At 63.9% G+C, this 25,294-nt stretch carries 26 protein-coding genes and 1 tRNA gene; 7 read left to right on the top strand and 20 right to left on the bottom strand.

Annotated elements, in window-relative coordinates:
- Positions 1 to 23: 23 nt before the first annotated feature.
- From ALVIN_RS11560 to ubiK, 6 genes are all read right to left on the bottom strand, one after another.
- Positions 24 to 899, bottom strand: a complete 876-nt coding sequence (locus ALVIN_RS11560; protein ID WP_012971509.1) for a TauD/TfdA family dioxygenase — start codon at positions 897 to 899, stop codon at positions 24 to 26.
- A gap of 4 nt (positions 900 to 903) precedes the next feature.
- Positions 904 to 1,302, bottom strand: a complete 399-nt coding sequence (locus ALVIN_RS11565) for a VanZ family protein (protein ID WP_012971510.1) — start codon at positions 1,300 to 1,302, stop codon at positions 904 to 906.
- A 120-nt stretch (positions 1,303 to 1,422) separates the two neighbouring features.
- Positions 1,423 to 2,478: a PilT/PilU family type 4a pilus ATPase gene (locus ALVIN_RS11570; protein WP_012971511.1), complete on the bottom strand. Its 1,056-nt coding sequence runs from the start codon at positions 2,476 to 2,478 to the stop codon at positions 1,423 to 1,425.
- 39 nt (positions 2,479 to 2,517) lie between these two features.
- Positions 2,518 to 3,765, bottom strand: a complete 1,248-nt coding sequence (locus ALVIN_RS11575) for a PilT/PilU family type 4a pilus ATPase (RefSeq protein ID WP_012971512.1) — start codon at positions 3,763 to 3,765, stop codon at positions 2,518 to 2,520.
- A gap of 121 nt (positions 3,766 to 3,886) precedes the next feature.
- Entirely contained in the window at positions 3,887 to 5,413 is a 1,527-nt protein-coding gene (locus ALVIN_RS11580; RefSeq protein WP_012971513.1) for a YifB family Mg chelatase-like AAA ATPase, read from the bottom strand.
- An 18-nt stretch (positions 5,414 to 5,431) separates the two neighbouring features.
- A complete protein-coding gene (ubiK, locus tag ALVIN_RS11585; RefSeq protein ID WP_012971514.1) occupies positions 5,432 to 5,698 on the bottom strand; it encodes a ubiquinone biosynthesis accessory factor UbiK in 267 nt (88 codons plus the stop codon).
- A gap of 452 nt (positions 5,699 to 6,150) precedes the next feature.
- On the opposite strand from ubiK, the gene ALVIN_RS11590 reads away from it, so the two are divergent.
- The 5 genes from ALVIN_RS11590 to ALVIN_RS11610 all read left to right on the top strand — a co-directional run bounded on the left by ALVIN_RS11590 (position 6,151) and on the right by ALVIN_RS11610 (position 10,340).
- On the top strand, positions 6,151 to 6,891 hold the full coding sequence (locus tag ALVIN_RS11590; protein WP_012971515.1) for a TorF family putative porin: 741 nt from the start codon (positions 6,151 to 6,153) through the stop codon (positions 6,889 to 6,891).
- A gap of 73 nt (positions 6,892 to 6,964) precedes the next feature.
- Positions 6,965 to 7,303 (top strand): P-II family nitrogen regulator, encoded by a 339-nt coding sequence (locus ALVIN_RS11595; protein WP_012971516.1) that lies wholly within the window; start codon positions 6,965 to 6,967, stop codon positions 7,301 to 7,303.
- A gap of 24 nt (positions 7,304 to 7,327) precedes the next feature.
- A complete protein-coding gene (locus tag ALVIN_RS11600) occupies positions 7,328 to 8,677 on the top strand; it encodes an ammonium transporter (RefSeq protein ID WP_012971517.1) in 1,350 nt (449 codons plus the stop codon).
- Positions 8,678 to 8,927: 250 nt separating this feature from the next.
- Positions 8,928 to 9,359 carry a BLUF domain-containing protein gene (locus ALVIN_RS11605; RefSeq protein ID WP_012971518.1) on the top strand — a complete coding sequence of 144 codons (432 nt, stop codon included), beginning with the start codon at positions 8,928 to 8,930 and terminating at the stop codon, positions 9,357 to 9,359.
- 27 nt (positions 9,360 to 9,386) lie between these two features.
- Positions 9,387 to 10,340, top strand: coding sequence for an HD-GYP domain-containing protein (locus ALVIN_RS11610; RefSeq protein WP_012971519.1), 954 nt, complete (start codon positions 9,387 to 9,389; stop codon positions 10,338 to 10,340).
- A 39-nt stretch (positions 10,341 to 10,379) separates the two neighbouring features.
- Here the strand turns inward: ALVIN_RS11610 and ALVIN_RS11615 are convergent, their stop codons facing one another.
- A complete protein-coding gene (locus ALVIN_RS11615) occupies positions 10,380 to 11,198 on the bottom strand; it encodes a UDP-2,3-diacylglucosamine diphosphatase (protein ID WP_012971520.1) in 819 nt (272 codons plus the stop codon).
- A 192-nt stretch (positions 11,199 to 11,390) separates the two neighbouring features.
- On the opposite strand from ALVIN_RS11615, the gene ALVIN_RS11620 reads away from it, so the two are divergent.
- Positions 11,391 to 12,611 (top strand): argininosuccinate synthase, encoded by a 1,221-nt coding sequence (locus tag ALVIN_RS11620; protein ID WP_012971521.1) that lies wholly within the window; start codon positions 11,391 to 11,393, stop codon positions 12,609 to 12,611.
- Positions 12,612 to 12,623: 12 nt separating this feature from the next.
- Here the strand turns inward: ALVIN_RS11620 and ALVIN_RS11625 are convergent, their stop codons facing one another.
- The 3 genes from ALVIN_RS11625 to ALVIN_RS11635 all read right to left on the bottom strand — a co-directional run bounded on the left by ALVIN_RS11625 (position 12,624) and on the right by ALVIN_RS11635 (position 17,578).
- On the bottom strand, positions 12,624 to 13,049 hold the full coding sequence (locus tag ALVIN_RS11625) for a gamma-butyrobetaine hydroxylase-like domain-containing protein (RefSeq protein WP_012971522.1): 426 nt from the start codon (positions 13,047 to 13,049) through the stop codon (positions 12,624 to 12,626).
- Positions 13,050 to 13,133: 84 nt separating this feature from the next.
- The gene (locus ALVIN_RS17830; RefSeq protein WP_050750326.1) at positions 13,134 to 17,477 is read right to left on the bottom strand and encodes a response regulator; all 4,344 of its coding nucleotides are present in this window, start codon (positions 17,475 to 17,477) and stop codon (positions 13,134 to 13,136) included.
- 27 nt (positions 17,478 to 17,504) lie between these two features.
- A tRNA-Cys gene (locus tag ALVIN_RS11635) sits at positions 17,505 to 17,578 on the bottom strand.
- Between the two features lie 98 nt (positions 17,579 to 17,676).
- Between ALVIN_RS11635 and ALVIN_RS11640 the strand changes: the two genes are divergently transcribed.
- Positions 17,677 to 19,041 (top strand): DEAD/DEAH box helicase, encoded by a 1,365-nt coding sequence (locus ALVIN_RS11640; RefSeq protein ID WP_012971524.1) that lies wholly within the window; start codon positions 17,677 to 17,679, stop codon positions 19,039 to 19,041.
- A gap of 104 nt (positions 19,042 to 19,145) precedes the next feature.
- Here the strand turns inward: ALVIN_RS11640 and ALVIN_RS11645 are convergent, their stop codons facing one another.
- The 10 genes from ALVIN_RS11645 to rpmD all read right to left on the bottom strand — a co-directional run bounded on the left by ALVIN_RS11645 (position 19,146) and on the right by rpmD (position 25,293).
- Positions 19,146 to 19,892: an SAM hydrolase/SAM-dependent halogenase family protein gene (locus ALVIN_RS11645; protein ID WP_012971525.1), complete on the bottom strand. Its 747-nt coding sequence runs from the start codon at positions 19,890 to 19,892 to the stop codon at positions 19,146 to 19,148.
- A 138-nt stretch (positions 19,893 to 20,030) separates the two neighbouring features.
- Positions 20,031 to 20,423, bottom strand: a complete 393-nt coding sequence (gene rplQ, locus ALVIN_RS11650) for a 50S ribosomal protein L17 (protein ID WP_012971526.1) — start codon at positions 20,421 to 20,423, stop codon at positions 20,031 to 20,033.
- 85 nt (positions 20,424 to 20,508) lie between these two features.
- Entirely contained in the window at positions 20,509 to 21,522 is a 1,014-nt protein-coding gene (locus tag ALVIN_RS11655; RefSeq protein ID WP_012971527.1) for a DNA-directed RNA polymerase subunit alpha, read from the bottom strand.
- 22 nt (positions 21,523 to 21,544) lie between these two features.
- Entirely contained in the window at positions 21,545 to 22,165 is a 621-nt protein-coding gene (gene rpsD, locus ALVIN_RS11660) for a 30S ribosomal protein S4 (RefSeq protein ID WP_012971528.1), read from the bottom strand.
- A gap of 27 nt (positions 22,166 to 22,192) precedes the next feature.
- Positions 22,193 to 22,582, bottom strand: coding sequence for a 30S ribosomal protein S11 (gene rpsK / locus ALVIN_RS11665; RefSeq protein ID WP_012971529.1), 390 nt, complete (start codon positions 22,580 to 22,582; stop codon positions 22,193 to 22,195).
- Between the two features lie 37 nt (positions 22,583 to 22,619).
- Positions 22,620 to 22,976 (bottom strand): 30S ribosomal protein S13, encoded by a 357-nt coding sequence (gene rpsM / locus ALVIN_RS11670; RefSeq protein WP_012971530.1) that lies wholly within the window; start codon positions 22,974 to 22,976, stop codon positions 22,620 to 22,622.
- An 84-nt stretch (positions 22,977 to 23,060) separates the two neighbouring features.
- A complete protein-coding gene (rpmJ, locus tag ALVIN_RS17160; protein WP_012971531.1) occupies positions 23,061 to 23,174 on the bottom strand; it encodes a 50S ribosomal protein L36 in 114 nt (37 codons plus the stop codon).
- 120 nt (positions 23,175 to 23,294) lie between these two features.
- Positions 23,295 to 24,647, bottom strand: a complete 1,353-nt coding sequence (gene secY / locus ALVIN_RS11675; RefSeq protein ID WP_012971532.1) for a preprotein translocase subunit SecY — start codon at positions 24,645 to 24,647, stop codon at positions 23,295 to 23,297.
- A gap of 18 nt (positions 24,648 to 24,665) precedes the next feature.
- Entirely contained in the window at positions 24,666 to 25,100 is a 435-nt protein-coding gene (gene rplO / locus ALVIN_RS11680) for a 50S ribosomal protein L15 (RefSeq protein ID WP_012971533.1), read from the bottom strand.
- Between the two features lies 1 nt (position 25,101).
- A complete protein-coding gene (rpmD, locus tag ALVIN_RS11685) occupies positions 25,102 to 25,293 on the bottom strand; it encodes a 50S ribosomal protein L30 (RefSeq protein WP_012971534.1) in 192 nt (63 codons plus the stop codon).
- Between the last annotated feature and the right edge of the window lies 1 nt (position 25,294).

The raw sequence follows: 25,294 nt of genomic DNA on the forward strand, positions 1-25,294 counted from the left end.
AAGTGAGCCGCGCTCCCAGTGTTTCAGGTCTCCTGGAGACGGTCGTAATAGCGCGCCCGATAGAGCAGGCGCGGCACCGGGCCGTCTGCGAAGCCGCTGCGGGTATGCAGGACGTTGTTACTGACCAGTCCCCAGCCGGATTCCAGTCGACCGCTGACACTCCAGGGTGTGCCGCCTTCGAGCAGAGATTTGAGCGTCGCGACGGCTTCACGGGTGACGGGATCGTCGCGCCAGCGGATGTTGCGAGCGCGATTGGTATAGCGCATGTGCAGCCGCCCGTCGGCCCGCACCGAGAACACCGGGCCGGGCTGGTCGGGTCGGACTTCCTCGCCGTCGACATGGTTGGCCGGGATGGTCATGCACTCCGGGTGCATCAGGGCGCGGATGAACTCGGGGCTGAGGTCGCGCAGCAGGATGTAGGCGATCTCGTGGTCGAGCAGATCGTTCGCTCCGCCCTCCTCGGCCGGGTGGACGCAGTGCAGCAGCAGGCCGTGTATCTGGTGTTCGGGGCTGTTGTAGTAGCCGTCTGTATGCCAGGAAATGGGACGGTTCGAATAGGGTATGTAGTCGCGATGACGCGCGTCGGTCTGCACCGTCAGCGACGTGATGGCGTCCTCGTCGGCCCCTGGGTTGTGGTCGAGCCGGTGCAGACCCAGGCCGGCGCCGAGTGCGCGCGGGATCTCCTTGTCGGGATCGTCGCCCGTGGCACCGACATAGATGGCCATGTTGGCACGGCGGCAGCGATCCAGGATGGCCGTGCGCTCGGCGTCGGTGAGCTGGCGTGGGTCACGGACCTCGACGATCAGCGCCCCGAGATCGGTCGGCGACTGTTCGAGCTTGCGCTCGCGCCAGCGTTGGTAGGCTGAGTCGTCGTCGAGCGCGAAGGGTGAATCCGGCATGGCGTCACGCGTCTCCAGTGGTTTGAGGAAGCGGTTGCGGTGGGAGGCGCGGAAAGATCCCCCACTGGGGAAAGCGCCACTTGAGTCCCGAGTAGAGCGCCAGCCCCAGCAGGTCGGCCAGCAGATCGAACCAGGAGGCGTCGCGATACGGCAGTTCGTATTGCATCGACTCGATGAACGCGCCATAGCACAGCAACCACCCCCAACGCTTCCAGGCCCGCTCGCGTCCCGGCCAGCCGCCGTCGGCCAGCCAGGCCAGCACCAGAAAGGCCAGCAGATGATTGGCTTTGTCAAAGCCGAGTCCAGGCACGGATTCGGCGGGCGTCAGGGCCAGATAGAGTATGGCCAGCAGGCCGATCACCAGGGCGAAGCGGTAGAGTGGTCTGGGTATATCGAAAGACATGCGTGCCTCCGGAGCCTGTGATAGTGAACGGGCCGGATGGCCCCGGTTTTCGCCGAACTGTGGCTGGGTATTGTAGTATCAAGAACGCTGGCGACACATGCCGCAACAGTCACCCTGGTCTCAGCCGAAATGGATCCTGGCCTCCAGATTGGCCGCCGAGTCGGCATTGGCCAGCGCCTCCTCCATCGTGATGGTACCGGCGTTGTAGAGCGCCAGTAGCGCATCGTCGAAGGTACACATCCCCCCTGCGCCGCTCTCCTGCATCGCTTCGTTGATGGCGTCGACCCGTCCGTCGCGGATCAGATCGGCGATGTGCGGCGTGTTGACCAGGATCTCGATCGCCGCGCAGCGCGCGCCGTCCTTGGTACGCACCAGACGCTGCGACAGGATGGCGCGCATGTAGGCCGACAGGTCCATGAACAGCGTCTTGTGCATCTCCTGCGGGAACATGTTGACGATGCGCTCCATCGCTTGATACGCATTGTTGGCATGCAGGGTCGAGATCGCCAGATGCCCGGTCCCGGCCAGTTCGATCGCTGCCTCCATGGTCTCGCGGTTGCGGATCTCGCCGATCAGCACCACGTCGGGCGCCTCGCGCAGCACGCTCTTGAGCGCGTTGGCATAGCTCTTGGTGTCGATGCCGATCTCACGCTGGCTGATGATGCACTGCTGGTGTTTGTGGGTGAACTCGATCGGATCCTCGATGGTGACGATGTGTCCGGTGGAGTTGCGATTGCGGTGGTCGATCATGGCTGCGAGCGTGGTCGACTTGCCCGAGCCGGTGGCCCCGACCATGAGGATGATCCCGCGCTTGTGCATGATGAGCTGCGAGAGGACCGACGGCACATTCAGCTCGTCGAGCGTCGGCACATTGGCACGGATGTAACGCAGCACCATCGCCGGCTGCCCGCGCTGGAAATAGGCGTTGACGCGAAAACGCGCCTTGCCCTCCAGCGCGATGGCGAAATCCAGTTCGCGCTCGCGCTCCAGCTCCTCGATCTGCTCGGGGGTCATGATGCCTTCGACCGCCGCCCGACAGGCCGCCGCCGTCAGCACCGTCTCGCCGACCGAGCGGATGACGCCCTCGATCTTGATCTTGACCTGGGTGCCGGCGGCAAAGAACAAGTCCGAAGCCTTGTGCTTGACCATGAGTTCGAGATAGGGCTTGATGTCCATGAGCGGCTCCTGGAATGGCTGTCGTCGCGGCTCACGCCGTTATCGATCCGACTTGAAACGTGCCGGGTCGAAGGGCGGATCCTCGATGGTCGAGACGGGCGATGCGTCGCCGAAGAGGCTCGAATCCGGTCCGCCGTCCTCATCGCCCTCGTCGCTCATGATCGACAGCGCACCTGTGCCGCTGAAGTGATCCTTCTCGCGCGCCCCATGCCCCTCGAGCTTGATGGCCAACCGCAGACCGTTCATGGAGTCGGCATTGCGCAGGGCGTCCTCGTAGCTGATCTTGCCCGCTTCGTAGAGATCGAACAGCGCCATGTCGAAGGTCTGCATCCCGAGTTCGCGCGACTTCTTCATGACCGCCTTGATGCCGCCGACGTCGCCCTTGAAGATCAGATCCTGGATCAGCGGCGAGTTGAGCATGATCTCGACGGCCGCGACCCGCCCACCATCGGTGCAGGGCAGCAGACGCTGCGAGATGATGGCATTGAGATTGAGCGAGAGATCCATCAGCAGTTGACCACGCCGCTCCTCGGGGAAGAGGTTGATGATGCGGTCGAGCGCCTGGTTGGCGCTGTTGGCGTGCAGGGTCGAGAGACACAGATGGCCGGTCTCGGCGAAGTTGATCGCATGCTCCATGGTCTCGCGGGTGCGGATCTCGCCGATCAGGATCACGTCCGGCGCCTGACGCAGGGTATTGACGAGCGCGGCCTCCCAGCTCTCGGTATCGACGCCGACCTCGCGCTGCGTGATCAGACAGTTGACGTGCGGGTGCACGTATTCGACCGGATCCTCGATGGTGATGATGTGGCCGTAGCTGTTGGCGTTGCGGTGTCCGAGCATGGCGGCGAGCGAGGTCGACTTGCCCGAGCCGGTGCCGCCGACCATGAGCACCAGGCCGCGCTTGTTCATCACCACCTCCTTGAGCACCGGCGGCAGCTTCAGCTCGTCGAGAGTCGGGATACCGGCGTTGATGGTGCGCAGCACCGCGCCCGACAGTCCCTGCTGCACGAAGGCATTGACGCGAAAACGCCCGATACCCTTGGGACTGATGGCAAAGTTGCATTCCTTGTGCGCGTCGAAGTCGCGCACCTGGCGGTCGTTCATGATCGAGCGTACCAGGATGTTGGTCTGCTCACCGGACAGCGCCTGAGTGCTCATCGGCGTCATGCGTCCATGGATCTTGCAGGCCGGCGGGAATCCGGCGGAGATGAAGAGATCCGATCCATTCTTCTGCGTCATCTTGCGCAGACAGTCGAGCATGAAATTCGCGGCTTGTTGACGGTCCATGGCGCCCTCTGGTGGTACGGATGACGATCAGTGATCGACTCGACGGTCGCGTGCACGACATGCCGTGGCCGTGCGTGTTCACATGATAAGCCGCGAGCCGCATTCGGAAAACGGGCCTGGGTCAGCGTGCCGGGGCCGCGAAGCCCCGGTCGAGCCGACGATAGCCGATGGCCTCGCTCAGATGGGTCGTGTCGATGCCCTCGGCACCGGCCAGGTCGGCGATGGTGCGGGCGACCTTGAGGATACGATGGTAGGCGCGCGCCGAGAGCGCGAGCCGCGTCAGAGCCTGTTCGACCAGCCGTTGACCGGCGGCGTCGAGTGCGCAGTCGCGATCGATCTCGGCTGGGGTCAGGGCCGCGTTGGCTTTGCCGGCGCGCGCGAGTTGGCGTTCGCGCGCCGCGCTCACGCGGGCACGCACCTGGGCCGTGGTCTCGTTCAGGCGCGACATCGGCCCGGTGAGCTGGCCCACCTCCAGACGCAGGACCTCGACATGCAGGTCGATGCGGTCGAGCAGCGGACCGGACAGGCGCCGGCGATACCGTGCCACCTGCTCGGGGCTACAGCGGCAACGCCCGGTGCTGTCGCCCAGATAGCCACAGGGACAGGGATTCATGGCCGCGACCATCTGGAACTGGGCCGGAAAGCGGACCTGACGCGCCGCGCGCGAGATGTCGATCCAGCCCGACTCCAGCGGTTCACGCAGCACTTCCAAGACCCGCCGATCGAATTCGGGCAATTCGTCGAGAAAGAGCACGCCATGATGGGCCAGGGAGATCTCGCCCGGTCGCGGCTGGGTGCCACCGCCGACCAGGGCGGCGGCCGAGGCGGTGTGATGCGGCGAGCGGAATGGACGTTCCAGCCAGCGCGCCGGATCGAAGGGGTCACGCCCGCCGACCGAGCGGATCGCGGCCGCCTCCAGGGCCTCGGACTCGCTCAATGGCGGCAGCAGTCCGGGCAGGCGCATGGCCAGCATCGACTTGCCGGTTCCGGGCGGACCGGACATCAGGATCGAATGCCCGCCGCTGGCGGCGATCTCCAGTCCGCGTTTGCCGTGCTCCTGACCGCGTACATCGACCAGATCCGGATAGTCGGGCCGGATCTGGAAACGATCGTCACCGCGCTGGATCGGCAGGGGTTCGACGCCATCGAGGTGTGCGCACACCTCGCGCAGATGCGCGGCCGGGCGCACCTCCAGCCCCTCGACGATGGCCGCCTCAGCCGCGTTCGCCTGCGGCAGGATCAGCGCTCGTCCAGCCGCGCGCGCGGCCAGGGCGATCGGCAGCACGCCCTGGATCGGGCGCAACGCGCCGGACAGGGCCAGCTCGCCGATGCATTCATAGTGTTCGAGCCGCTCGGTCCTGAGCTGACCCGTGGCCCCCAGGGTTCCGAGCGCGATCGGCAAGTCGAAACGCCCGCCTTCCTTGGGCAGATCGGCCGGCGCAAGATTGATCGTGACCCGCCCGTTGGGAAACTGAAAGCTGTTGTTGACGAGCGCGCCATGCACCCGGTCCTTGCTCTCGCGCACCGCCATCTCGGGCAGACCCACGATGGACATCGCCGGCAGTCCGCCCGAGAGCTGAACCTCGACCGTGACCGGCGGCGCCTCGATTCCGAGTCGCCCGCGGCTGTGCAGGATGCAGAGGGCCAACTCCCGTCCCTCCTGGGTTCAGTCCGAACGGCGTCCTGGGGCGGCGAGCGACTGCTCCAGGGCAGCGACCTGCGACTCCAGGGCGGCCAGCTTCTCGCGGGTGCGCGCCAGCACCGCCGACTGCACGTCGAACTCTTCGCGCGTGACCAGATCGAGCCGCGACAGCCCAGCCTCCAGCGAGGCGCGCAGATTACGGTTGACGTCGTCCTGTAAGACCTGCAAGCCCTTCGGCATGGCCGAAGACAGGCGCTGGAACAGATCGTCGAAGTGTTTTGGATCCAACATCGTTTAGAGACCTTGCATTGGGTTGGAATGAAGCTCGGATCGGAAGAGACTTTGAGTGGGCATTATAGGGTCGTGTTCGCGAACCGTCTTCCATTCGCGCTTGCTCCACGAACGTGCATCCATCCACCTCGGCCGAATCGATGCGCCTCATTTTGGTGCATCTGTCTGTGGTGATTTTCGCACATGAGGCCGAAGCACATCCGCGCACAGACAAAGCACTTTAAGTGTAGACGCGACTCCACACCGTCTCCAAACCTTTTGAGTTCTTGGGGATATCCATGCCGAGCCGTCCCGTCCGGCGGCCGGATCTTCGCTGGGATGCTTGATGGCACGCTCTCTGCTTTGCTACCGATACGCATCCAGGACCGACAGGCTCATGCGGCCCTTCCAGCCGAGCCGGCAACGTCCCCGATCGAGTCCATCAGGCAACAACCCAGCACGAGGAACCATCCATGAAGACACAGAGCATCAGCGCACTCGCCGCAGCCGGCCTCCTGGTCATGGGCGCGAGCGCTTCCCAGACCGCACTCGCCGAAGGGCCGCACTCGGTCAGCGCCAACATCGGTGCGGTGAGCAACTACATCTGGCGCGGCCAGACCCAGACCGGTGATCAGCCAGCCATCCAGGGTGGTCTGGATTATGCGCACGAGAGCGGTTTCTCAGCCGGCACCTGGGTTTCGAACGTCGACTTCGGCGGCGATGAACCGAATTACGAACTCGACCTCTATCTTGGATTCGACGGTTCCATCAACGATGATCTCAGTTACAACCTCGCACTCACTTATTACGCCTATCCGGATGGTGAGGATGCAGATTTCGCCGAGATTGGTGCGAGCGCAACCTACAAGTGGCTCACTGCCGGCGTCGCCTACACGTTCCACGGTCAGGCCGACGATGCCAAGGGAGTCATGAACAATGAAGCCAACTATATCGAAGGCGATCTCTACTACCACGCCAGCCTCGACTTCGAGTTGCCCTTCGACCTGGGCCTGAGCCTGCGCGGTGGCTATTACGATTTCCGATACAACGGCGTCAAGCACGAGGCTCGCGACTATGCGCATGGTGGAATTTCCATCAGCCGCTCGGCTGGGGAGTTCGGCACCTTCAGTCTGAACTACGACCAGATCGAACGCGACAGTGACGTCTATGACGAGGATGCCAAGGTCTGGGTCGGCTGGCTGAAGGAATTCTGAGCGCGACACCGCGTTTGACTCGAACCCCATCGCCCAGGGCTCTGACCCTGGCCGCACTCGGAGCTCACTCACCATGAAACTGGTTTCAGCCGTCATCAAACCCTTCAAGCTCGACGACGTGCGCGAGGCGCTCGGCGACATCGGCGTCTCGGGCATCACGGTCGTCGAGGTCAAGGGCTTCGGCCGACAGAAGGGCCACACGGAACTCTACCGCGGCGCCGAATACGTCGTGGACTTCCTGCCGAAGATCAAGGTCGAGATCGCCGTCGACGACGCCATGGTCGACCAGGTCATCGAGGCCATCAGCAACGCCGCCCGCACCGGCAAGATCGGCGACGGCAAGATCTTCGTCTTCGAACTCGATCAGGTCATCCGTATCCGCACCGGCGAAACCGGCGCGGACGCACTCTGATCCATGTCCCAGGAGATCCCTAAGATGCATTCGACCCCGATGCCACGACTGCTCCGACCGCTGCTGGCGGCCGGACTGACCCTCACACCGCTCCTGGCGCTCGCTCAGGAAGAGGCGACGATCGACACCGGCGACACCGCCTGGATGCTGACGGCCACGGCGCTGGTCCTGTTCATGACCATCCCTGGGCTCTCGCTGTTCTACGCCGGTCTGGTGCGCGCCAAGAACGTGCTCTCGGTACTCATGCAGTGCTTTGCCATCACCGCCATGATGAGTCTGCTGTGGGCCATCTACGGCTACAGCCTCGCCTACACTGACGGCGGCTCGATGCAGAGCCTCATCGGCGGCTTCGAGAAGCTCTTCCTCTCCGGACTGACGGTGGACTCGGTTGCGGGCACCATCCCCGAGTCGGTCTACATGACCTTCCAGATGACCTTCGCCATCATCACCCCGGCGCTCATCGTCGGCGCCTTTGCCGAGCGCATGAAGTTCTCGGCCATGCTGGTGTTCATGGCGCTGTGGCTGACCCTGGTCTATGTGCCGATCTGGCACTGGGTCTGGGGCGGCGGCTGGATCGCCAATCTCGGCGCCATCCTGGGGCTGACCGAGGAAGGCGGCGCGGCGCTCGACTTCGCCGGCGGCACCGTGGTGCACATCAACGCCGGTATCGCCGCACTCATGGCCGCGATCGTGCTCGGTCCGCGCAAGGGCTATCCCGGAACCGCCATGCCGCCGCACAACCTGGGCCTGACGGTGATGGGCGCCTCCATGCTGTGGGTCGGCTGGTTCGGATTCAACGCCGGCTCGGAGCTGGCCGCCGACGGCACCGCCGGCATGGCGATGACGGTCACCCAGCTGGCCACCGCCAGCGCCGCCCTGACCTGGATGTTCGCCGAGTGGATCAATCACGGCAAACCCTCGGTGCTGGGTATCGCCACCGGCGCGGTCGCCGGCCTGGTCGCCATCACCCCGGCCTCGGGCACGGCCGGTCCCATGGGCGCCATCGTCATCGGTTTCGCCGGCGCCTTCTTCGCCTTCATCGCCTCGACCAAGATCAAGCGCAAATTCGGCTATGACGACTCGCTCGACGTCTGGGGCGTGCATGGCGTGGCCGGTATCGTCGGCGCCATCCTGACCGGCGTCTTCGCCGCCCCCATCCTGGGCGGCGCCGGGCTGGCCGACGGTATCGAGACCATGGGCGCGCAGGTGATCATCCAGGTCGTATCGGTCCTGGCCACACTGATCTATGGCGGGGTTCTCAGTCTGCTGATCCTGCTGGTGGTCAAGTCCACCATCGGACTGCGCGTCACCGAGGAACAGGAGACCATGGGTCTGGATCTCTCGCAACACGACGAACGCGGCTACATTCTCTGAAACCGCGCACGGGTGGCCGGCACCGTCCGGCCACCGTCCCGCAACCGGGACACGCCCAGCATGCTTTGACTGTTGTTGTGATTTCGGGGCCATTCGGCCCCATTCTTTTGTCTGCTCGAACTCGCCGGCCCACAGTCGGGATCGACCGATCGACCAGACCATGAATGTCGTGGACAATGTATTCGAGCAGGCGCCTCCCTTCACTCATCAATCTGGCGCCCAACGGCCTGTCAGGCCATGGAGAACGACAGTGTCCCTGATCCATGTCATCTATATCAGCACGGCCCGTCACGAGTTTGACCCCGACGAACTCGAGTCGATCCTCGAAAGCTCCGCACGCCACAATGCCCGTCTGGGCATCACGGGCATGCTGCTCTATGCCGAGGGCTGTTTCCTGCAGGTTCTGGAGGGTGAGGCCGGGCCGGTCGAGGAGACCTATGCCCGTGTTGAGCGCGATGCCCGTCATTTCGGCCTGATCGAACTGGAGCGCAGCGAGATCCAGGCGCGCAGCTTCGAGCAATGGAGCATGGGGTTTCGGCAGGTGAGCGAGGCAGAGATCCGCCAGCACCCGAACTTTGCCCCCTTTTTCGAGCATGGATTCGATCCGGCCAGCATCGGGGCGCATCCGGGACTGGCCTTCGATCTGCTCGTCGCCTTCGCCCGCAACCAACAGCGTCTCTAGATCGAGCACTCAGCGGCCGGCTGCATCATGTCCACGACAGACAGTCAACGCAACCAGGCACAGCCCAAGTCCGAACCAGCGGAACTGTGGCCGGCGCTGCATCGGCGGCTCCAGAAACTGGGGATCGATTCCTCCAATGGTCTGGACTTCCAGACGCATCTGGTCCGCATCGCCGACGGACTGACCCAGGCGCTTCAGGAGCGCCCCGACGACAGTCTATTCGTCCTGGTGCAGATGCTCCATGACCTGCGCCATGGCTACAGCGCCACCCATGCCCTGCTGTCGGCCGTCACCTGTCAGCTGACGGGGCCACTGGCCAACATCCAGGGCGAACGCCTCGAGGCGCTGAGCCATGCCGCCCTGACGATGAACATCGGCATGCGTGCGCTGCAAGACCGGCTCGCGTCCCAGACTCAACCCCTGGACTTCGAGCAGCGTCTCGCCATCCAGCAGCACCCGACCGAGGGCGCCAACCTGCTGCGGCGGCTGGGCGTCACCGACGAGACCTGGCTGTCGCTGGTCGCGGATCATCACGAGACGCCGGATGGCAGCGGTTATCCGCATCGCAAGCCCGTGCGCGACGCGCTACAGAATTTGCTGCGCATGAGCGATCTGTTCGTGGCGCGCATCAGTCCGCGCCGGAGCCGGCGCGGTCTGGCTCCCAATGTGGCGGTCCGCAATCTCTATCTGGAGATGCGCGATCACTCCGGTGAACTCGGCGCCATCTTCGCCAAACAAATGGGCATGTACCCGCCTGGAAGCTATGTGAGACTCCAGAGCGGAGAGACGGCGGTCGTCGTCCGGCGCGGTGCGCGTGTCAATTGTCCGCTGACGGTGGCCATCGCCGATCCGATCGGCGTGCCCCTGAGTCCGCCTCAGGTCCGCGACACCCAGTCGCCCGGACTCGCCATCAAGCGCCACATGGATCCGGATGAGGTGCGGGTGCGCATTGATCTGGCGCGTCTGCTGGATCGTCTCTGAGACGCCCCAAGGCAGGCCCCGCCCACTGTCGCGCGGGTGCTAGCCGGCGCGCGCCAGCACGATCGCCGGTTCCGGCATCGGTGCCGACAGCGATTCGGGATAGGCGTCGGTCCAGCGCAGCAGCTCCAGCCGCCCGTCGTGATGCTCGACCAGCGCGGTACAGCTCTCGACCCAGTCGCCGCAGTTGCAGTAGGTCACATCCCCGATCCGGCGCATCTCGGCGTGATGGATGTGGCCGCAGATCATGCCGTCCAGGTCGCGCTGCCGGGCTTCGGTGGCCACGGCATGCTCGTAGTTGCCGATATAGCTGACGGCATCCTTGACCCGCTGCTTGAGATAGCCGGCCAGCGACCAGTATTTGAGTCCAAACAGCCGGCGCACCCGACTGATGAGACCGTTGAGCGCCAGCAACTGGTCATAGGCGTGCGAGCCGAGCCGCGCCAGCCACAGACTGTTCTGGACGACGCCATCGAACTTGTCGCCATGCAGCACCAGGAAGCGCCGCCCGTCGGCGGTCGTGTGCACCACTTCGTCGCACACCCGCACGTCACCGAACCGCGTATCGAGATGATCGCGGAAAAGCGCGTCGTGGTTGCCGGGGATATAGATGACCTCGGTGCCGGTGCGCGCCTTCTCCAGCACCGCGCGCACCACCTGATTGTGCGCGTCCGGCCAGTGGAAGCCGCCCTTCATGGCCCACAGGTCGATGATGTCCCCGACCAGATAGAGCTGCCGGCAGTGGGTCGATTGCAGGAAATCGAGCAGAAAACGCGCCTGACAGCCGCGAAAGCCCAGATGCACGTCCGAGATGAAGATGCTGCGATATTTCAGTGGATGCATGCGCTTGACGTCCGGCATCGCCTGATCCGCCTCTGGTGAAACGACAGGGCGCTATGGTCGCCAAGATTGATGACCGGGCCGTTGAGGCTTGGTGAAGATGCGGTTAAATCGGACGCCCCCTTCAGTCGGCCGCCCATTCCGAAGCGCTCCCGATCTATACTATCGACTTTGCCCGCACGGGCCGTTTTACCCTAGATCTGGAGCGAGACGATGGCGCAAGGCGCAATCAAGAAAGTGGTCCTGGCCTATTCCGGCGGACTGGATACCTCGGTCATCCTGAAATGGCTGCAAGAGCAATACGGCTGTGAGGTCGTGACCTTCACCGCCGACATCGGCCAGGGCGAGGAGCTGGAGCCGGCGCGCACCAAGGCCCAGGCGGCCGGCGTGAAAGAGATCTACATCGACGATCTGCGCGAAGAGTTCGTCAGCGATTTCGTGTTCCCGATGTTTCGCGCCAACACGATCTACGAGGGCGAGTATCTGCTCGGCACCTCGATCGCCCGTCCGCTGATCGCCAAGCGTCTGATCGAGATCGCTGCCGAGACCGGCGCCGATGCCATCGCCCATGGCGCGACCGGCAAGGGCAACGATCAGGTACGCTTCGAGCTGACCGCCTATGCGCTCAACCCCGAGATCAAGATCATCGCGCCCTGGCGCGAATGGGATCTGCTCTCGCGCGAGAAGCTCATGGCCTATGCCGAGAGTCGCGGCATCACCGTCGAGATGAAGCGCGACGGCACCAAGTCGCCCTACTCGATGGACGCCAACCTGCTGCATATCTCCTATGAAGGCTATGACCTGGAAGATCCCTGGGTCGAGCCGGGTTCGGACATGTGGCGCTGGTCGGTCGCGCCCGAGCAGGCACCCGACGAGCCGACCACGATCGAGATCAGCTTCGAGCAGGGCGATCCGGTGGCCATCGACGGCAAGCGTCTGAGTCCGGCCGAACTCCTGGCCGAACTCAACCGCATCGGCGGAGCCAATGGCATCGGGCGCTCCGACATCGTCGAGAACCGCTATGTCGGCATGAAGTCGCGCGGCTGCTACGAGACGCCCGGCGGCACCATCCTGCTCAAGGCCCATCGCGCCATCGAGTCGCTCACGCTCGACCGCGAGGCGGCGCATCTGAAGGACGAGCTGATGCCGCGCTACGCCAGCCTGGTCTACAACGGCTACTGGTTCACGCCCGAGCGCAAGATGATGCAGGCAGCCATCGACGAGACGCAGAAGGTCGTCAACGGCGAGGTGCGGCTCAAACTCTACAAGGGCAATGTCATGGTCGTCGGCCGCAAGTCCGAGACCAACAGCCTGTTCGATGCCTCGATCGCCACTTTCGAGGAAGATGCCGGCGCCTATGATCAGGGGGATGCCACCGGCTTCATCCGTCTGAATGCGCTGCGTCTGCGCGTGGCTGGACGCCGAAAGGGCTGATCCCTTCGCTCATCACGCCCTCGGCGGTAGCGTCGAGGGCGCTTCCCCCCGCGCCTGAAGCGCCTCGAACGGGTCCGGCGCATGCCGCGCGTGCCCGGCGTCCTTGAGTTGGCGCAGATAGTCGTACCAGAACGGCTGCCAGGCGCGACCGAGCTTGTAGAGATAGGCCCAGTCGTACAGCCCCGAATTGTGCCCATCGTCGAAGTGGATCTTCACCGCATAGCGTCCGATCGGCTCCAGATCGCGGATATTGACCGCTTCCTTGCCGACCTGGAGCTTGGCCGTCGCCGGCGAATGGCCGCGCACCTCGGCCGAGGGTGAATAGACGCGCAGATACTCGCACGGCAACCGGAAGCGCGCGCCATCGTCGAAGACGATTTCCAGCACGCGCGATTGCTGATGCAGATTGAGTTCGGTCGGGAGGACGTGTTGTTCCATTGAATTGGACCACCTGTGGCTGTTTGGCTAGGGGTCATCCAGATGGGGACGAACGGGCGCGAGTCCCACTCTCAGCCGATGCCCTCACGCGTTCGAGGCGTCGAGCGCCGCTTGCAGTTCCGCCAGGACCGCCAAGGCATCCTCGAAGGCATAGTCCTCGATCACGCCTCGGAGGCGCGCCAGGGTGTCCATATGGGCAGTTCCGGTCAAGACCGACTCCAGCGGATCGAGCAGCTCGACGGACTCGGTATCGTCTTCAGCCAGCAAAGCGCGCATCCGCGCCAACAGCGACTCCAGGGCTTCGCGATCGACCACGGAACCGACAGGCTCGACAGGACGCGCGTCAGCCGCGAGCGACTCGGCGCCATCGATCCGTGCCAACCCAGCCAGCACGGGTTCCAGGCAAGCCAGGGTCTCGGCCAACAGTCCATCGAGGCGCTCATCGGACTCGCCCGCCTGACAGGCCGCCTCCAGCGCCTGAGCCGCCGCCTGGACGTCATGGGCCGCGATATTACCGGCCACACCCTTGAGTGTGTGGGCGCGGCGCACGGCCGCCTCGGGATCCGGATCGCGCCGCGCGGCCTCGAAGCTCGCGGCGAAGTCACCCTGACTGTCGCGGAAGCGGCGCAACAGCTTGCGATAGAGCCGAGGGTTATTCTGACTGATGGCCAACCCGGTCTGGACGTCGATCCCCGGCAGTTCGGGCAGTACGCCGGTCTCTCCGTCCGCCACGTCGGCCGACCAGGTCTCGACCACCACCGGCACGGTCTTCAGATGCGCGGGTCGGATCCACTTGGCCATGGTGGTGAACATATCGCGCACATTGATCGGCTTGCCGATGTGATCGTTCATGCCGGCCGCAAGCGCTTTCTCGCGATCGCCGCTCATGACGTTGGCGGTCATGGCGATCACCGGCAGTCCGGCCAGTTCCGGGCGCCGGCGGATGGCGCGCGTGGCCGTATAGCCGTCCATCACCGGCATCTGGCAGTCCATGAGCACGCCGTCGAAGCGCGATTCACCGGCGAGCCGGTCGAGCGCTTCCTGGCCATTGGCGGCGATCTCGACACTCAGCCCGTTGCTCACCAGCAGCTCCAGCGCCAGTTCCTGATTGAGTTCGTTGTCCTCGACCAGCAGCACATGGGCGCCGCGCAGACGGGCACAGGCTTCGCTGGCGGCCTCCTGACGGCTGGCCGCGCGCGTCAGTTCCGAGACCTCGTGGCCGATGGCGTGCATGAGGGTGTTGAGCAGGGCCGAGGGAGCCACCGGCTTGGTCAAAAAGCCGGCCACGCCCAGATCGGCGCTGGCCTGGCGTACCCCCTCGCGTCCATAGGCCGTGATCATGATCAGCGCCGGCACCTGGCTGACCGCCGCCTCGGCCCGCAGAGCGCGGATGGTCTGCACGCCATCGAGTCCCGGCATCTTCCAGTCCAGCAGCATCAGATCGAACGGCGCCTGCGTCTCGACGGCGCGCAGCCGCGCGATCGCCTCCGCGCCGCTGCTGACCGCCTCGGCGCCGAACCCGAGCTGCTGGAGCATATGCGTCAGGATCGCGCGCGCACTGGCGTTGTCGTCAACCACCAGCACGCGCAGCGGCAGCAGCTCACGCGCCACATGCAACGCGCCTTCCGGCGCCGCGCGCTGGCGCCCGAGCCGGACGCTGAACCGAAAGCAGGTACCCGCACCCGGTTCGCTCTCCACACCGATCTCGCCGCCCATCAGCTCTGTCAGATACTTGCAGATCGCCAGCCCCAGACCCGTGCCCCCGTAGCGGCGCGTCGTCGACATGTCGGCCTGGCTGAAGGATTCAAACAACCGTCCGCACTGCTCCGGCGTCATCCCGATCCCGGTGTCGCGCACCTCAAACCCCAGACATACCCAATCCGCCCCCTCGGCCTCCACCCGCACGCCAATCAGTATCTCGCCACCCGGCTCGGTGAACTTCACCGCGTTGTTGCCCAGGTTGGTCAGAATCTGCCCCAGGCGCAGCGCATCACCGATCAACGCCGTCGGAACCTCGGGCGGCAGGTCGAACATTAGCTCCAGCCCCTTATCCTCGGCCTTCAGTCCCACCAGGTTCGCCAGGTTGTCCATCACGTCCTCCAGCCGAAAATCGATCTGCTCGATGTCGAGCCGGCCCGCCTCGATCTTGGAGAAGTCCAGAATGTCGTTGAGAATCCCCAGCAGCGCCTCGGCCGAGCGGTGCACCTTCTCGATGTAGTCGCGCTGGCGCGCGTCCAGCGGCGTCTGCAACGCCAGGTGCGCCATGCCAATGATCGCGTTCATCGGCGTGCGGATCTCGTGGCTCATGTTGGCCAGAAAATTCGACTTGGCCTGCGTCGCCTCCTCCGCCTGCTCCTTGGCCCGCAACAGCTCCGCCTCCACAAGCTTGCGCGCCGTGATGTCCTCGAAAAAGGCGATGAACCACTCCTCGCCAGGAGCCTGGTGCAGGTAGATGGTGGTGGAAACCGGGTAGGTGGAGCCATCCTTGCGCCAATGCCGAGTCTCGAGCCGCAGACAGCGCGAACTCCCACGCAGCTCGTCGGCCACCTGACGCACGGCCGCTGGCGGATATTCGTGGTTGACGTCACTGACTGTCAGTGACAAGAGCTCTTCGTAGGTGTAGCCGAGCTGACGGCAGAGTTCGTCGTTGACATAGAGAAAATGCCCGGTGTCGACGCTGTTCCAGGAGATGCCGATACCCACCCGATCCATCGCAAACTGCGTATGCGCCAGGCGTTCGTTGCTGTGGCGCAACTCGGACGTACGCTGCTCGACCAGGGATTCGAGTTCGCGCTGGTAGCGTGCGAGTTCCGCTTCGGCATGCTTCTTCTCGGTGATGTCCTGCCAGACGACGTGTATCTGCTGACACTCACCAAAGACCATGGGGGTCAGCAATACATCGGCGAAAAAGTGTTCGCCATCGGCCCGCACGTGTTCCCACTCAAAGCGGCTCGATCCTGACTCCCGAGCCACATGGAGCAGCTCCTGCGCCTTCTCCGCGCTCAGGCGCCCATCCGGCTGGTATTCGGGCGAGATATCCGATGGCTTGAGTCCCAGGAACTGCTCGCGGCTCTCCAGCCGCAGCATGTCGAGAGCAGCCTGATTGGCATCGACGAAACATCCATCCTCGATCAGCGTGATGGCCTGCTTGCTCTGCTCGAAGAGCCGGCGGAAACGCTGCTCACTCTCTATCAGTCGCGCTTCAGCCTCCCGCTGGTCGGTGACATCAAGAGCCACGCCGTCCCAGATCACGGCGCCCTCTGCGGTTCGGCGCGGGCGCGAGTGGACCAGAAGCCAGCGTTGCCGCCCATCCGGCAGGTCGAATGGCAGCAACCCTGAAAAATCGCTGAGCGTCTCAGCGCTTTTGGCCTCGGCCTTGGTGTATTCCTTCAACACAGCGGGCGACATCAGCGCAAAGAGCGGTCCTGCATCATGAGTCATCTGCTCGGGCCTGTAGCCGAGCGTTCGCTCGACACCCGCGCTGATGTAGCGGAACCTGGGGCAACCATCCATGACTTCGTATTGGAAGACGACACCGTTTGGAAGGTTGTCGCCCACCGAACGCAGCTGCCACTCGCGCTCACGCAAAGCACGCTCGGCGCGCGCATACTCGGCCGTGCGTACCGTCACGGCACGGCGCAGCGACCAGACCCAAACGCCGAGCACAGCAAGCACCAGGGCCATCACAGCGATCGTTTCGAGCGCATGTGTGACATAAAAGGCGTAATCGATCGGCTCGTTCAGCCACTTGCGGCGCAACGCCTCCATCTCGGCGGCGGAGATGCTCGCCATGCCCCGCTCGACCAAGCGCAATGTCGCCTGATCGCCTTTGCGCACGGCCCGGCGGAACTGTCCTCGATAGAGCTCAAAGGCCTTGACGAACTGCCGATGCGCCTGCTGCTGGTAGAGATAGAAATTAGCGGGATACTCGTCGAGGCAGAAGACCTTGATGTCATGCGCCTTGGCGGCCTGGATCATCTGGGTATAGTTCGGGTATGCGACGAGCAAATCGATACCCCGCCCCTTGAGATATTCGATACAGGCATCGCCCTGCATCACGCCCACCTGGAAGCCGCTCAGCGCATTCAGGTTGGTCAGGCCGCCGATCGAGACGTGGCGATAGATCGCGACCGGCAGATCGGCATAGGGTTCGGAGAAATCGTAGAATGGTTCGCGAGCCGGGGTTTTGAAGATGTCTTCGATGACATCGGCCTCGCCGCGCAGCAGGATGCGTTGCGCTTCGTCCCACTGGGCTGATTTCAGCTCGACCCGGATGCCGGTCTTGCGTTCCCAGAGTCGCCAGAGATCGACGAGAAAGCCGTCTTCACGACCGTCGGCGTTGAGAAAGAGATATGGGGGGTAGTTTTCGTCGCCGACGACACGCAGGATACGTTCACTGGCTTGGGCGGCGAAGGGGATGAACAGCAATGCCGCCAATATGGCGACAAGTAAAAATGGAGGCTGAGCCCGGAATCGAACCGAGGTACACGGCTTTGCAGGCCGCTGCATAACCACTCTGCCACTCAGCCTTAAGAGTCAGGCATTGTAATCGCAAAGCGCCACCCTGTCACCTCCATCGTGCAGGATTTCGCACCCCGACCGTCGCTTTGGTGGTATGTTTCATCCCATGAACACACACTTCTCTGAATTCCTCCTTCCCGACGCGCTCATGCGCGGTTTGGCCAACGAAGGCTATACGACCCCGACCCCGGTCCAGGCCCAGGTGATCCCGCTGGCGATGGACGGCGTCGACCTGCTGGTCTCAGCGGCCACCGGCTCAGGCAAGACGGCGGCCTTCCTGCTGCCGATCATGCAGCGCTTCATCGACGTGCCGCGCCACGATGGCAGCACCCGCGCCCTGATCCTGGTGCCGACCCGCGAGCTGGCGCGTCAGATCCATATCCATTTCATGCGCCTGGGAAGCTACACGCGCCTGACCAGCGGCGTCATCACCGGCGGCGAGTCCAAAGCCCATCAGATCGCGACCCTGCGCAAAAATCCCGAGATCCTGGTGGCCACACCGGGACGCCTGCTCGAATTCCTGGAGACGGGTCAGGCAAACCTGCGCGACCTGGAGTTCCTCGTGCTCGACGAGGCCGACCGCATGCTCGACATGGGCTTTGCCGACGACGTGCTGGCGATCATCCGTTACAGCCGTCCCGAGCGCCAGTCGCTGCTGTTCTCGGCGACGCTTGAGCAGCGGGGTCTGAGTCAGATCACCGAGCGTCTGCTGCGCGATCCGCAGCGGGTCGATGTCGATCCGGTCCGCCAACAGCATCCGGACATCGCGCATTGCATGTTGCTGAGCGATGGGCTGGAACACAAACAACAGCAACTGCTGTGGTTGCTGCGCCATGAGACCTATGAAAAGGCCCTGATCTTCACCAACACCCGCGAGGGGGCCGTGGCGCTGGGCAACTTCCTCCAAGGCCAACAGCAGCGGGTTGCCGTGCTGCATGGCGAACTCGATCAACGTGAGCGCAACCGCGTCATGGGCCTGCTGCACAGCGGGCGTGTGAATACGCTCATCGCGACCGACCTGGCGGCGCGCGGCATTGATGTACCGGGCGTGCAGCGGGTGTTCAATTTCGACCTGCCGCGCCGGGGGGACGACTATCTGCATCGTACCGGACGCACCGGACGCGCGGGTGAGGCGGGCGTGGCCATCTCGCTGGTCGGCCCGCCCGAATGGAATCGGATGGAAAGCATCGCGCGCTATCTCAACCTGACCTTCGAGCCGCGCGAGATTGAAGGACTCAAGGCCAGCTTCAAGGGACCGACAAAGCGCAACAAACCGAGCAAGCCGGCCGCGACGAGCGGCAAGCGCAAGTCCACAGCCGCCGCGGAAGAGAAACCGCGCAAGAAGGAGCGTCTGCGCGACCGCAAGAACATCGGCAAACGGCGCGTGCCCACGAGCGCCAAGGCGCAAGAGGCCGGCCATGCGCCGCTGACACGGCGCGCACGCGAGCATGCCAAGCCGGACGCGGACTGAGAGGTTTCGAGCAGAGTACAGCCCTCCGAAGGCTGTGCTCTCTCACTGCAAAACCGTCTGCTCTCTACTTGGTCAGGGGCGAGAGAGCGTCAAGCCCTACCCCATCAGCCACATTCGACCGAATCGCCCACCCTCAGCGCAAGCTGCCGATCGGCACGCCCCTGATTGACCGCGATCTCGATCAAACCTAGGGCGTTCTCATACCAGAACGCCTGTCCCGGCTCGACCTCGCAGAAGGTCCGGGCACGGGGCAGCGGCTGCCCCCGAACCCGCAACACAGCCTTGGCACCAACACCGGACGCACGCACGCCCGTCATCAGATTGCCGAAATGGTCGACATAGACGATGGTCGCGCGTTCGTCCGGCCAGTAGGCACCGACCAGGTCAGCCGGTGCCAGTAGCGTCAGCTCCAGATCCTCACTCAGAACCAGCCGCGCGGCGGCCGGCGCGAACCAGTCGCGTCCGTGGAAGCTCGCCGACATCCGCTCCGGCTGCCAACCGATCCGCCACACAGCCCCATCACCGGCACGCCGTGCCACCAGCGCAAACAACCCATTGTCCGGCCCGATCAACCAGTGACCATCGGCCCGGACCAGCAATCCGGCACGCTCACCGCCAACTCCCGGATCGACGACACAGAGCACGAGCGAGTCGCGCGGCAGATCGCGCAACAGCGCCGGGAGCAGATAAGCGGCCAGATCCGGCCTGAAAGGCGGCAGATCCTGCATGAGGCCCACGCAGGGGACACCGGGCGCGAGCGCATGCAGACGCGCCTGCATCTGCCCAACATAAAGATCCGCGCCAAAGTCCGTGGCGAGCAGAATACGGTCGATAGCAGGCTGAGCAGACATGAATCGGATCTCGCTGGATCGAAGCCAGAGGCGTTTCGAGCAGACACAAAAAAGCCGAGCACGAGCCCGGCTTTTTAAGGCATCCTGGAACCGGGTCGACTCATTCTACCGAGTCCCCCACTCCAGACAGGACGCACCTCAATCCTCGTCGTCCTCGACTGCCACAGCCGTCGCCGGACGGTCGACCAGCTCGACATAGGCCATGGGCGCGGCGTCGCTGTGACGATAGCCGCACTTGAGGATACGCAGATAACCGCCCGGACGGCCCTGATAACGCGGTCCCAGCTCGACGAACAGCTTGCCGACCGCTTCCTTGTCGCGCAGACGCGAGAACGCCAGACGGCGCGTGTGAACGGAGTCGGTCTTGGCCAGGGTGATCAAGGGCTCGGCGACGCGACGCAGTTCCTTGGCCTTGGGCAGTGTGGTCTTGATCAGCTCGTGACGGAAGAGCGAGGAAGCCATGTTGCGGAACATGGCCTCGCGGTGTGAGCTGGTGCGATTCAGTTGCCTTCCGGCTTTGCGGTGACGCATGGTCCTGATCCCGAAATAATCGTTAAATCGTTAGATGGCGTGGGTCGGCCGGTGCGGATCCTGATGCCGGATCCGCACGCCGGCCTTAGCGAATACTGAGTTCGGCGATGTTCTCGGGCGGCCAGTTCTCGAGACGCATGCCCAATGACAGCCCGCGCGTGGCCAGCACGTCCTTGATCTCGGTGAGCGACTTCTTGCCCAGGTTGGGCGTCTTGAGCAGCTCGACCTCGGTGCGCTGGATCAGGTCGCCGATCAGATAGATGTTCTCGGCCTTGAGGCAGTTGGCCGAACGCACCGTCAGCTCCAGGTCGTCGACCGGACGCAGCAGGATCGGATCGTAAGGCGACTCGTCGCGCGACTCCTGGACCTGGGTCTCGGCCGGCGCCGTGCCTTCCAGCGCCACGAAGCTCGACAGCTGATCGCGCAGGATAGTGGCCGCGCGCTGGATGGTCTCTTTCGGATCGATGGTGCCGTTGGTCTCCAGATCGATCACCAGCCGGTCGAGGTCGGTGCGCTGTTCGACACGCGCCGATTGCACTTCGATGGCCACGCGCCGCACCGGACTGAAGGAGGCGTCGATCGGCAGCTTGCCGATCGGCCGATCCTCGGCGCCCTCGAGCTCGCGCTGGCTCGCCGGCTCATAGCCGCGACCGCGACGCACGGTCAGCGTCATGCTCAGCTCGCCACCGGTCGTCAGGTTGGCGATCACCAGCTCGGGGTTGGCGATCTCAGCCGTATGATCGATGGCGATGTCGGCGGCTGTCACCGGTCCCGGACCGCGTTTGCTCAGCGCAAAGGTTGCCTCGTCCTTGCCCTGGAGCACAATGGCAAGCTGTTTGAAGTTGAGCAGGATTTCGAGCACATCCTCCTGCACACCCTCCAGCGTGGTGTACTCGTGCAATACGCCCTGGATCTCGACTTCCGTTACGGCGTACCCGTCCATCGACGACAGCAAGATCCGCCGCAGCGCGTTGCCGAGCGTGTGGCCGAAACCGCGCTCGAGCGGCTCCAGCGAGACCCGCGAGTGACACGGGTTGCCGTCGACCTGCTCGACTTTGACGATGCGCGGTTTGAGAAATTCGCCAATAGCGTCAGTCATTCAGTGCCTCTCAGGGTGCTCCTTACTTGGAGTACAGCTCGACGATCAGGGATTCATTGATGTCGGCTGGCAGATCCGAACGGTCCGGGATGCGCTTGAAGACACCCTTCAGACCCTTGCTGTCGACCTCGACCCAATCCGGGAAGCCGTACTGCTCGGCCAGCGCCATGGCGTTCTGTACGCGCACCTGCTTCTTGGCCGCTTCGCGGACTTCGACGTGGTCGTCAGCATTCACCTGATAGGAGGCGATGTTGACGATACGGCCGTTGACCAGGATGCCCTTGTGACTGACGAGCTGACGCGCCTCGGCCCGGGTGGCACCAAAGCCCATCCGGTAGACGACGTTGTCGAGTCGGCGCTCGAGGATCTGCAACAGGTTTTCACCGGTCGCGCCCTTGGACTGAGCCGCCTTTTTGTAGTAATTGCGGAACTGGCGCTCAAGCACACCGTAGATACGGCGCACCTTCTGCTTCTCGCGCAGCTGCACGCCATAGTCGGAGAGGCGGCGGCGACGGTCGGTCGTCTGACCGGGCTGCTTCTCCAGCTTACATTTGGTATCGAGCGAACGCGCGCGGCTCTTGAGCGAAAGGTCTACACCCTCGCGCCGCGCCAGCTTGCAGGTCGGGCCTATGTAACGTGCCATGTGTCTTCCTGTTGAACTGTCGGACCGTCAGACGCGCCGCTTCTTGGGCGGGCGGCAGCCGTTGTGCGGGATGGGCGTCACGTCGGTGATGCTGGTGATCTTGAAACCGGCATTGTTGAGCGCGCGCACGGCGGACTCGCGTCCCGGTCCCGGCCCCTTGACGTTGACATCCAGGTTGCGCAGACCGTACTCCTTCGCGGCTTGACCAGCCTTGTCGGCGGCGACCTGTGCGGCAAAGGGCGTGCTCTTGCGCGAGCCGCGGAAACCCGAGCCGCCGGAGGTCGCCCAGGCCAGGGCATTGCCCTGCCGGTCGGTGATGGTAATGATAGTGTTGTTGAAGGAGGCATGGACGTGGGCGACCCCGTCCGCGACCTGCTTCTTGATTTTCTTCTTCGTGTTGCGAATCGGTTTAGCCATTCGACGTAATCCAGCTCATCTGGCCGAGCGCGAGCGCTTAGCGTTTGATCGGGCGACGCGGCCCCTTGCGGGTCCGGGCGTTGGTACGGGTGCGCTGACCGCGCAGCGGCAACCCGCGACGGTGACGGATGCCCCGGTAGCAGCCGAGATCCATCAGCCGCTTGATGTTCATCGACACCTCGCGCCGCAGATCGCCCTCGACCGAATACTTCGCGACCTCATTACGCAGCTTGTCGACTTCTTCTTCCGTGAGGCTCTGCACCTTGGTGGTACGCGCGATACCCGCTGCATCGCAAATCAGACCCGCACGGGTACGACCAATGCCATAGATCGCGGTCAACGCGATCACGGCGTGTTTTTTATCTGGGATGTTGACGCCGGCGATACGGGCCATGTTTACGAACCCCTTAGTCCTAAATGCTCAGCGGGTAAACCGCGCAGTATATCAAACAGTTTGTTCAGGTCAACCAAGGATCGATCAACCCTGGCGCTGCTTGTGACGCGGATCGGAACAGATCACACGCACCGAACCATTGCGCCGAATGATTCGGCAGTTTCTGCACAGCTTTTTGACGGATGCACGCACTTTCATGTTTTGTCTCCTGAACCGCGTCCACGTACGACAGGCGGTGTTTGCAATGAACCGACCGTCCGAGAGCGACTCCGGACGGTCGCCGCGCTGGACGCGGTCTACCAAGATTTGTTGACGGCTTCAGCGCAGCAGTCCGCCGCCCGGAGCCTTCAGATTGGCCTTCTTCATCAGCCCTTCGTACTGATGCGACATCAGATGCGCCTGCACCTGGGCCATGAAGTCCATGACCACGACCACCACGATCAGCAGCGAGGTACCGCCGAAGTAGAAGGGCACGTTGTAGCCGACGATCAGGAACTCCGGCAGCAGACAGACGGCGGTGATGTAGATGGCACCGGCGGCGGTCAGCCGGGTCATGACGCCATCGATGTACCGGGCCGTCTGCTCGCCCGGACGGATGCCCGGAATGAAGGCACCCGAGCGCTTCAGGTTGTCCGCTGTTTCCTTGGCGTTGAAGACCAACGCGGTGTAGAAGAAACAGAAGAAGATGATCGCCGAGGCATAAAGCAGCACATACACCGGCTCACCGGGCGCGAGCTTGGACGTGATGTCCGCGATCCAGCGCAGATCCTCGCTGCTGCCGAACCACTGACCGAGCGTGCCCGGAAACAGGATGATGCTGGAGGCGAAGATCGGCGGAATCACACCGGCCATGTTGAGCTTGAGCGGCAGGTGCGTGCTCTGTGCCTGCATCATCTTGCGCCCCTGCTGGCGGCGTGCATAGTTCACCGTGATACGCCGCTGACCGCGCTCGACGAAGACCACGAAGGCGGTCACGGCCAGCGCCATGGCAAACAGCGCCAGGACGGCCAGTGCGTTCATCTCACCGGTGCGCGCCAGCTCCAGCGTGCCGCCGAGCGCAGCTGGAAGACCGGCGACGATACCGCCAAAGATGATCATCGAGATGCCGTTGCCGATGCCGCGCTCGGTGATCTGCTCGCCGAGCCACATCAGGAACATAGTACCCGTCACCAGCGATACGGTCGCCGTGAACACGAAGCCCACGCCCGAGTGTGCCACCAGCGCCGAGCCGCCGGCCGTCTGCCCTTGCAGTGCCATCGAGATACCGATGGCCTGGAAGGTCGCCAGGAACACCGTGCCGTAGCGGGTGTACTGGGTGATCTTGCGCCGCCCGGCCTCGCCCTCTTTCTTCAGCTGCTCAAGCTGAGGCACCACCGCCGTCATCAACTGCACGATGATGGAGGCGGAGATGTAGGGCATGACGCCGAGTGCGAACAGACTCGCGCGCTCCAGAGCGCCACCCGAGAACATGTTGAACATGTCCAGGATGGAACCCTGGTTCTGGTCGAAGAGGATGGCCAGCGCCTCCGGATTCACACCCGGAACCGGGATGAAGGTACCGATGCGATAGACGAGCAAGGCCCCCAACAGGAACATCAGACGCCGACGCAACTCGGTCAACTGCCCCATCCCGCCGAGCGCCCCAGCCATGGATCCAGCGTTTTTAGCCATCCGTCTCAAACCCTTGGGTTAGTCTTCGATCGTGCCGCCGGCGGCCTCGATCGCGGCGCGCGCGCCCTTGGTCACGCCCAGACCACGGATGGTCAGGGCGCGCGTGACCTCGCCGGAGGCGATGATCTTGGCGCTCTTGACGACGCGATTGATCAGACCGGCTGCTCTGAGCGTCTCTAGGTCGACGACATCGCCCTCGACCAGGTTCAGCTCGGTCAGACGCACCTCGTCCTTCTCCAGCGACTTGCGCGAACGGAAGCCGACCTTGGGCAGACGGCGCTGCAAGGGCATCTGACCGCCCTCGAAGCCGACCTTGTGGAAACCGCCGGCACGGGCCTTCTGACCCTTGTGGCCGCGACCGCAGGTCTTGCCTAGGCCGCTGCCGATACCGCGACCGACGCGCTTGGCGGAGGGACGGCTGCCCGGATCGGGCCGCAGATCATTGAGTTTCATCTCAGGCTTCCTCCACGACCTTGACCATGTACTGCACGGCGTTGACCATGCCGCGCGTACAGGGCGTATCCTCGACCTCGACGACCTGGTGCATGCGACGCAGCCCCAGACCGCGCACGCAGGCCTGATGACGCTTGAGGCGCCCGTGCACGCTGCGCACCAGCTTGACCTTCATCATTTTCTTGTCGGACATC

The sequence above is a fragment of the Allochromatium vinosum DSM 180 genome, from assembly GCF_000025485.1.
GTDB classification, from domain to species: Bacteria; Pseudomonadota; Gammaproteobacteria; order Chromatiales; family Chromatiaceae; genus Thermochromatium; species Thermochromatium vinosum.